Annotated in this window: 6 protein-coding genes; all 6 read right to left on the bottom strand. The window is 72.2% G+C overall.

Going from position 1 to position 8,150, the window contains the following annotated elements:
* Positions 1-5: 5 nt before the first annotated feature.
* Positions 6-3,239, bottom strand: coding sequence for an error-prone DNA polymerase (locus BLR05_RS19865; RefSeq protein WP_092837851.1), 3,234 nt, complete (start codon positions 3,237-3,239; stop codon positions 6-8).
* A complete protein-coding gene (locus BLR05_RS19870; protein ID WP_244160138.1) occupies positions 3,236-4,678 on the bottom strand; it encodes a DNA polymerase Y subunit UmuC family protein in 1,443 nt (480 codons plus the stop codon). Before BLR05_RS19870 ends, BLR05_RS19865 begins: the two co-directional genes overlap by 4 nt.
* Positions 4,644-5,504 (bottom strand): translesion DNA synthesis-associated protein ImuA, encoded by an 861-nt coding sequence (gene imuA / locus BLR05_RS19875; RefSeq protein ID WP_143015963.1) that lies wholly within the window; start codon positions 5,502-5,504, stop codon positions 4,644-4,646. The genes BLR05_RS19870 and imuA overlap by 35 nt, the downstream gene beginning before the upstream one ends.
* Before the next feature lie 171 nt (positions 5,505-5,675).
* Complete coding sequence (locus tag BLR05_RS19880; RefSeq protein WP_092837857.1) at positions 5,676-7,073, bottom strand: HD-GYP domain-containing protein; 1,398 nt, start codon at positions 7,071-7,073, stop codon at positions 5,676-5,678.
* 128 nt (positions 7,074-7,201) lie between these two features.
* On the bottom strand, positions 7,202-7,738 hold the full coding sequence (gene ppa, locus BLR05_RS19885; protein ID WP_092837860.1) for an inorganic diphosphatase: 537 nt from the start codon (positions 7,736-7,738) through the stop codon (positions 7,202-7,204).
* Positions 7,739-7,825: 87 nt separating this feature from the next.
* Positions 7,826-8,150, bottom strand: a 325-nt coding sequence (locus tag BLR05_RS19890; protein WP_143015964.1) for a transposase, incomplete at its 5' end; no start/stop codon positions are given.

Consider the following 8,150-nt stretch of genomic DNA (forward strand, 5'->3'; position numbering starts at 1 on the left):
CCGCCCTAATGGAAGTCCCGGCTGCCTTCCAGCGCGGGGGCGAGCCGGCCGAGCAGCGGCGTCATGTCCTTGCAGCGCTGCAGCACCAGGTGGCGCACCACGGCGGCGCCCGGCTCGGCGCCATCGGGGCGGTGGCACTGCCAGATGCCCTCCACGGCCAGCAGGCGCGAGCGCAGCAGCGGGTTGCGCCAGGTCTCCACCAGCGCGGGCCAGACGATGACGTTCACCGTGCCGGTCTCGTCCTCCAGCGTGACGAACATCGTGCCCTTGGCCGATCCCGGCCGCTGGCGCACGGTGACGATGCCGCAGGCGCGCACGCGCCGCCCGTGCGGCACGGCCTGCAGCGCCTGGGCACCCTGGATGCGCCAGCCGGCCATGCGTTCGCGCAGCAGCGCCATCGGGTGGCGGCGCAGCGTGAGGCCGGTCGCGGCATAGTCGAAGACGATCTCCTCCCCCTCGGGCGCCTCGGGCAGGGCCAGCGGCGCTTCATGCACCGGGGCATCCTGCAATAACGCCGGCGCGTGCCGCTGCGCGGCCGCATCCCACATCTGCTGGCGCCGGTGGCCCGCCAGGGAGCGCAGCGCATCGGCCGCCGCCAGCGCCTGCAGGTCCTGCCGGTCCTGCCGCGCGCGCAGGGCCAGGTCCTGCACATCGGCGAAGGGGCCTGCGGCCCGCGCGCGCATGAGCCGGGCGGCCGCCTCGGGCCCGTACCCTGCCACCAGGCGCAGGCCCAGCCGTACCGCGGGCTGCCCCTGCTGCAGGCCGGGCAGAGGCTCTGAGAGCCCTTCGAGGATGCTGTCCCAGTCGCTGCGCGCGGCATCGGCGGGCAGCACGCGCAGCCCGTGGCGGCGTGCATCCTGCACGAGTTGCGAGGGCGTGTAGAAACCCAGGGGCTGCGAATTGAGCAGGGCCACCAGGAAACATGCGGGCTCGTGGCGCTTGAACCAGCTGCTCGCATAGGCCAGCAGCGCGAAGCTGTAGGCATGGCTTTCGGGAAAGCCGTATTCGCCGAAGCCCAGCATCTGCTGGTAGATGCGCTGGGCGAAGTCGTCGGAATACCCGTTCTTGCGCATGCCCTCCATCAGCGCCTGCTCGAAGCGGTGCACGCCGCCGCGCCGCTTCCAGGCGGCCATGGAGCGGCGCAGGTCGTCGGCCATGCCGGGCGTGAAATCCGCCGCGATCATCGCGATCTGCATGACCTGCTCCTGGAAGATGGGCACGCCCAGCGTGCGCTCGAGGGCAGGCCCCAGTTTCTCGTGCTCCAGCACGAAACCGTCTCCCCGGGCCACCCTTTCCCTCGCCTGCAGGTACGGATGCACCATGCCCCCCTGGATCGGCCCGGGCCGCACGATGGCCACCTCCACCACGAGGTCGTACAGCTCGCGGGGCTTCAGGCGCGGCAGCATGCTCATCTGCGCGCGGCTCTCGATCTGGAAGACGCCCACGGTGTCGGCGGCGCAGATCATGTCGTAGGTGGCGGTATCCTCGCGCGGGATGTCCGCCAGCTCCCAGGCCTGGCCGCGCAGCGCGGCGCGCAGGTCGAGCGCGCGGCGCAGCGCGCTCAGCATGCCCAAAGCCAGCACGTCCACCTTCATGAGGTGCATGTCGTCCAGGTCGTCCTTGTCCCACTGGATGATGGAGCGCCCGTCCATGCTCGCGGGCTCCACCGGCACGAGGCGCGTGAGCTTGCCTTCGGTAAGCACGAAGCCACCCACGTGCTGGCTCAGGTGGCGCGGAAAGCCGCGCAGTTCGTCGGCCAGTTCCAGCCACAGCGCGGCCGTGTGCGCCGCAATCGGCGCCCCCAGGCCGGCGGCGAGTTCCTGCAGGCGCCCGGCGGCGATGTCCTCGTCGAACCAGTGATGGTCCTTGGCAAAGGCATCGACCACGGCCGGCGCCACGCCCAGGGCCTTGCCCACGTTGCGCAGCGCACTGCGCGTGCGGTAGGTGATGACCACGGCCGCGATGGCCGCACGCTCGCGGCCGTACTTGCGGTAGATGTACTGGATGACCTCCTCGCGCCGGTCGTGCTCGAAGTCCACGTCGATGTCCGGCGGCTCGTCGCGCTCCTTGCTGATGAAACGCTCGAAGAGCAGGCGGGTCTTGGTGGGATCGACCGCCGTGATGCCGAGGCAATAGCACACCGCCGAATTGGCCGCCGAGCCCCGCCCCTGGCAGAGGATGCCCAGCCGGCGCGCCTCCCGCACGATGTCCTGCACCGTGAGGAAGTACATCTCGTAGCGGCAATGGGCGATGAGCTCCAGCTCTTTCGCGATCTGCTCGCGCACCTCCGGGGGCACGCCTTGCGGATAGCGCTCCTGCGCACCGGCTTCCGTATAGGCTGCCAATGCCTCGCCCGGTGTCATGCCTGCGGGCACGTTCTCGCGCGGATAGCGGTAGCGGATCTCGTCGAGGCTGAAGGTGCAGCGCGCCGCCACCTCCAGCGTCGCCGCGAGCAGCGCGGGTGGATAGATGGCAGCCAGGCGCATGCGCGGCCGCAGCCGGCGCTCGCCGTGGGCCTGCAGCGCGAAGCCGCAGTCGGCCACCGGGCGGCCCAGCCGCACGGCGGTGACCACGTCCTGCAGGCGCTTGCGCTGCAGCACATGCATGTGGACATCGCCGGCCGCCACCAGGGGCAGGTCCAGCGTCCGGCCGGCGCGCTCCAGCGCATCGAGCCAGGCGGCATCGTCCGGCGCCGTGTGCAGCTCCACCGCCACCCAGGGACGGATGCCTTGCGCGCGCAGCGGCGCGCAGGCCCGCGCCACCGCCGCCTCGACGCCGTCCGGGTCCAGCGCGGACAGCCGGTCCCGGAGCGGGGCGACCAGCACCTCGCAGCCCTGCAGGCGGGCAAAGTCGCTGTCCGCGGAGACACGGTATTCGCCCTTGGGAGCGGTGCGCCGCGCATCGCTGATGAATTCGCACAGGTTGCCCCAGCCGGTTTCGTCGCGCGCCAGGGCCACGAGCCGCACGTCACCGCAGGCGAACTCGCTGCCCACGACGAGCTTCAGGCCGCACTCGCGGGCAGCGGTGTACGCGCGCACGACGCCGGCCACCGAGCATTCGTCCGTCAAAGCCAGCGCCGCATAGCCGAGCTCGGCCGCGCGCTCCACGAGTTCAAAGGGGTGCGACGCCCCCCGCTGGAAGCTGAAATTGCTCAGGCAATGCAGCTCTGCATAGCCGGGCAGCAGGCCGGACTCCGGGGCGCCGCGCTCCTCAGGTTCAGGAATCGACTCCGCGCTCATGCATACACCCCGTGCCAGAACCACTGCAGGTGCCCGCTCGCGCCGCCCCCCTGCCACTGCCGGTAGATCCAGACCGTTCCCACAGCCGCGTTCGACGCCACGAAGTAGTCCCGGCGCTCCGCGCAGCCGTCCCACCAGCCGCCATCGAACCGGTGCGGCCCGGCCAGCAGGCGCAGCGGCCCTTGCAGGCAGGGGCGGTCGCCCTGCAGGGCCAGGGGCCGGGGTGGATGCACCAGCCAGCCCGGCCAGAAAACGGCGTCGGCGGACGTGCCCGCGGCCTCGCACGGCGAGACGGCCGGGACCGCACCCCGGCGGCGCTCCACCACCTGTCCCGGCAGGTGCTGCGGCAGACGCTGCGAGGCGGCTTCCCACCGCTGCATGCGCTCGGGCCGGTGGTCGGCCTGCAGCACGGGCACGCGCACCTGCGCGAGGCCCCAGCGGGCGGACATCCGCTCCACCCACTGGTGCCAGCCCTCGCCCTCCCCGCCTTCTTCTGCGTCCGGCGGCAGCAGGCTCTCGCTGGCCTGCGGCAAGGCGGCCGTGTCGGCCGCGCGCAGCACGAGGCGGTTCACCGGCGCCGCCAGGGGCCGGCGCGCCAGGTGTTCGGCCAGCAGGCGGCGCAGGTGGGCGAGGTCCTGCGTCGCCTCGGCCGTGCGCACGGCCAGATGGTCGCCCGGTGGAAGCACCTTGCCGTCGAGACGGCGCAGGTCGTGGCGCCACGACAGCTCCAGTGCGAGCACGCCCCGGTGGCGCGCCTGCAGCCAGTCGCGCAGCGCGCCGAGCAGGCGGTTCGCGGTCCACAGCAGCTGCTCGGCCGATGTGGCCGGTGCGGGCAGCTCGGCCGGCAGCTCGAAATGCTCGGGCAGTTCCAGCCACGGCAGGGGAAGGGGCGCGTCGCCCCAGGCCTGGTCCAGTGCACGCAGCGGCTCGGCGCCGAACCGCCGGGCCGCGCCGTCGCGCGGCAGCGCGCGCACGGCGCCCCAGGTGCGGCACCCCATGCGCTCCAGGCTGGCGGCATGTGGCCGCAGGGCGCTAAGCGTGGCGAGCGGCAGGCCGTGCGGCAGGCGGCGCGGCAGCGGCCGGCCCTCTGCCTGCAGCCGCAGCAGGGCCAGGGCCTGCAGGGCCGTGGCCGCCTGGGCCAGGGGGGGCTGATCCGCACGGGAGGACTCTTCGCCAGGGCCCGGACCGCCATCGGCCGGATCGGCCGGGGCGCCCTGCGGAGCCGTCGATGAAGAAAAGTCCCCGCGTCCCTGTCCCAGCAGGTCCAGCAGGTGGGCACGGCCGCCCCAGAGCCGCTCGGTGCAGGACACCTCCAGCAGCACGGCTTCGTCCAGCAGCGCCACGCGGGGCGTGAAGCGCAGCGCCCACCAGCCGGCCGCCGCCCCGGGCATGCCCGGGGGCAGTTCAGCCTGCAGGGACGGCAGTGCGACCCAGTGCATTGCCGGCCTCCGGTAGCTCGCCGCGCGCCCGCAGGCGCGATGGTGCGGTGCGCGCCGCCATCCCTTCCCTCCAGGCGGCCAGGTGCCGCCGCTTCGCCCCGCTCGTGGCCTCCAGGGCCATGGACAGGGCGGGGGCATGCGCTGGCACGGCCAGCGGCGACAGCAGCGGCGCGCCACGGCGCTTGAGCACGTGCACCTGCAGGGCGCCTTCGCCCTCCCCCGGCCGCACCCACAGCCGCAGCGGAGCGGGCGATGCCTGCAGCCGCCGGGACTCGGGGCGGAAGATCCACAGCAGTGAGCCGCGCTGCGCCACCGCCAGTTGCAGGCGCCTCAGCATGTCGGGACGGGCGGCCGGCAGCCAGGCCAGTACGGCCAGCACATCCCGGCAGCGCAGCGCCTGCTCGCAGGCCCAGGCAGCCGCGGCATCACGGCCATCCGCGGGCGGCGCCACCCAGCACAGGCACCCCGCCCGCAGGCCCGCCGCATGCAGCACGGGCACGAAAGGCTCGAACGGCGGGGCCACCAGCACCACCTGCCCGGGGCGCGCCGCCGCACCGGCCAGCGCCGGCAGCAGCAGCGGCCACTCGGGCCGGCCCTGGCCCGCCAGCAGCACTTCCGACATCGCGCCCCGCGGCCAGCCGCCACCGGGCAGTTGCGCATCGAGCGCCGGATGGCCCGAGGGCTGCACGCGTGCTCCGGCCCCTTCGTCGGCCGGGCGCAGCGAATCGCCCCGCCACACGCCCGGCACATCCACCCACGCCGCGCCCATTCCCGGGCGGGAGCGGGCCGGCGAAACCGGCGGTGAGAGGGAAGCGGATGCGGCCATGGCGTCTTGCTGAATACTGTTCAAATATACAGCATTCATTCCGGAGTGCCAGCAGGGTCATCGCCCTTTCCGTGCCGCAGCATGGCAGGCCGCATGGGTCGCCCCTGCCCGCTTCCGCGCTCACGGAGGCCCCGAAAAGCCGCCGCAGGCAGGCGAACCTTCAGGCCGTTGTCAGGCGGTGGACAACAGCAGCGCGCAGTGCGCGCACCACTCCGCGACCGCCGCGTTCGCCGGATCGGCAGGGGCCTGCGCGCCCAGCTCCGGCCAGCGCCGCTGCGTGGCATGGACGATGCTGCCCAGTTGCCAGAGCGCCTCGCCGCGCACCAGCGCCAGCTCCGCCAGTCCCTGGGGATCGCCCTGCAGGTGCTCCCGGATCTCGCCTTCCTGGCCTGGATGGCCGCCGGCCTCCACCAGCGATTGCTGCAGCGCCTGCAGGCGCTGCTCGACGAAGGCCGCGGGATGCCGGCTGCCACGGTCCAGCACGGAGGGTGGCAGCTGCGGGCGCAACCGGGCCCAGTGGTCGAATGCGCCGCCCAGCGTGTCCAGCATCCGGCCGGCCTCTTCCGGGGGCGGCGACAGGGCCACGGCGGAGCCGCCGCCATCGGCGAGCAGCGGCAGCAGCAGCGCGGACAGCCCGGCGGGGAATTTCCGGTGGTTGAGCCGCAGGCTCAGCGACAGGCGCTGCGCCGCCAGCGCGCTGTACTTCTCGAAGAAGGCGGCAGCCACTTCCGACAGCATCAGGATCTGCCCCATCGGCGAAATGTCCGGCCCGCGCAGGCCGCGCGGATAGCCCGTGCCGTCCATGCGTTCGTGGTGCTCCAGGACGGCCGCCTCCACCGGCGCCGGGTAGGCCCCCTGGGCGCGCAGCAGCAGCATGGCGGTGATTGGATGGGCGACGAGGTGCTTGCGGTCCGGGCCGGTGACCTTGTGGTCGGGGTCGCTCCACATCGGGTCCATGTGCATCACCCCGATGTCGTGCAGCAGGGCGGCCTCCGCCAGCAGGGCCGTCTCGCGCGCGGCCCATCCGAGACCCAGGGCGAGATGGACCGCCACCATCATCATGCGCACGCTGTGCGCGAACAGCTCCGGCCGCTGCTCGCGCATGACCGTGAGCCGGAAGGCCATGGGACCGGGCAGCAGCATGCCGCGCAGCGGCGCGAGCAGCGGTTCCGGCCCGCCGTGCGCCCGCGACAGCAGTTCCACCAGCCTGCAGCCTCCCTCGGAGCCTCCCCCGCACTGCTGCAGCGCCGCGGCCTCGATGGCGGCCGCGTCCACGGTGCACTCGGTGCCCAGCAGGCCATCGATCGGATCGCGCAGCGTGTGGCGCACCAGCCGGTCGTACAGGCGGCTGTCGATGCGCGTGCCCTTTTCCACGAGCTTGATGCCGCTGTCGGTGTAGATCGCATCCCGGGTGACCACGGGGCAGCGCTCGGCCATGTCGGTCACGCTGCGCAGATAGTGGGTGCCGTCCCGGGCCAGTTCCTGCGCAGCGGCCAGTGCCTGCTGTGCGGCGGCAGCAGACACCGCGGCAGGCGCGCCGGGATCGCGTCGGTCGTTATCGTTGTTCATGCCCGCCTGAATATACGGCCCCGCGGTGGCCCGCAGGCGCAAAAAAAGCCTGCGGGCGCACAGCCGGCAGGCTTTCCAGGGTTGCCGGCTGAGCGCCGGCCAGGGCGGAGACCCTCCGCCCCGGTGCATCAGCCCTGGGACTTCTGGTAGCTGGCGATGCCGTCGGTGATTTCCTTGTGGGCGGCATCGACGCCCTCCCAGCCGAGCACCTTCACCCACTTGCCCTCTTCCAGGTCCTTGTAGTGCTCGAAGAAGTGGCTGATGGCCTTCAGGCGCACGGGGTTCACGTCGTCCACGGTCTTCCAGCCCTCGTACATCTTGAGGATCTTGGTGGTGGGGACGGCCAGCACCTTGCCGTCCACGCCGGCCTCGTCCTCCATCTTCAGGATGCCCAAAGCGCGGCACGGCACGACCACGCCGGGGTGCAGGGGGTACGGCGTGATCACGAGCACGTCCACCGGATCGCCGTCGCCGGACAGCGTCTGGGGCACGTAGCCGTAGTTGCAGGGGTAGTACATGGCCGTGGTCAGGAAGCGGTCCACGAAGACCGCGCCGGACTCCTTGTCCACTTCGTACTTGATCGGGTCGGATTCCGCGGGAATCTCGATGACCACGTTGAAGGTTTCGGGAAGCTTCTTGCCGGGGGTGACGTTGTTGAGGGACATGGTTGGGATGGTGGTGGGAATGCGATGGATGCGCTGCCGACTTGACGGCCGCGCAGGGCGGCCGCAGGTGGCGCATTCTAGAGGGTGTTATGAACTTCCCGCTGCGGCCAGCACCCGCGCGGCGGCGGGCAACATGAGCACTGCAAACACCAGGAAATGCAGTCCGCTGAGCACTTCGGGCAGCCGCTCATAATCCCGAGAAAGCCTGCGGAACCTCGCCAGCCAGCCGAAGCTTCGCTCCACCACCCAGCGCCGCGGCAGCAGCACGAAGCCCTTCTTCGCCTCGGGCAGCTTCACGATCTGCAGCTCGATGCCGTTGTCCCGTGCGGCCTCTGCTGCCGCCTCGCCCGTGTAGCCTTGATCCGCCCAACCCCGCTTCACCGAGTGGCCCGTGGCCTGCTGTACGTCTTCG

The sequence above is a fragment of the Paracidovorax cattleyae genome, assembly GCF_900104515.1.
GTDB lineage: Bacteria > Pseudomonadota > Gammaproteobacteria > Burkholderiales > Burkholderiaceae_C > Paracidovorax > Paracidovorax cattleyae.

Excerpts from the sequence above, each read along its gene's own strand:
- BLR05_RS19865 (WP_092837851.1), bottom strand. The coding sequence starts at position 3,239 with ATGAGCGCGGAGTCGATTCCTGAACCTGAGGAGCGCGGCGCCCCGGAG.
- BLR05_RS19870 (WP_244160138.1), bottom strand. The coding sequence starts at position 4,678 with ATGCACTGGGTCGCACTGCCGTCCCTGCAGGCTGAACTGCCCCCGGGC.
- imuA (WP_143015963.1), bottom strand. The coding sequence starts at position 5,504 with ATGGCCGCATCCGCTTCCCTCTCACCGCCGGTTTCGCCGGCCCGCTCC.
- BLR05_RS19880 (WP_092837857.1), bottom strand. The coding sequence starts at position 7,073 with ATGAACAACGATAACGACCGACGCGATCCCGGCGCGCCTGCCGCGGTG.
- ppa (WP_092837860.1), bottom strand. The coding sequence starts at position 7,738 with ATGTCCCTCAACAACGTCACCCCCGGCAAGAAGCTTCCCGAAACCTTC.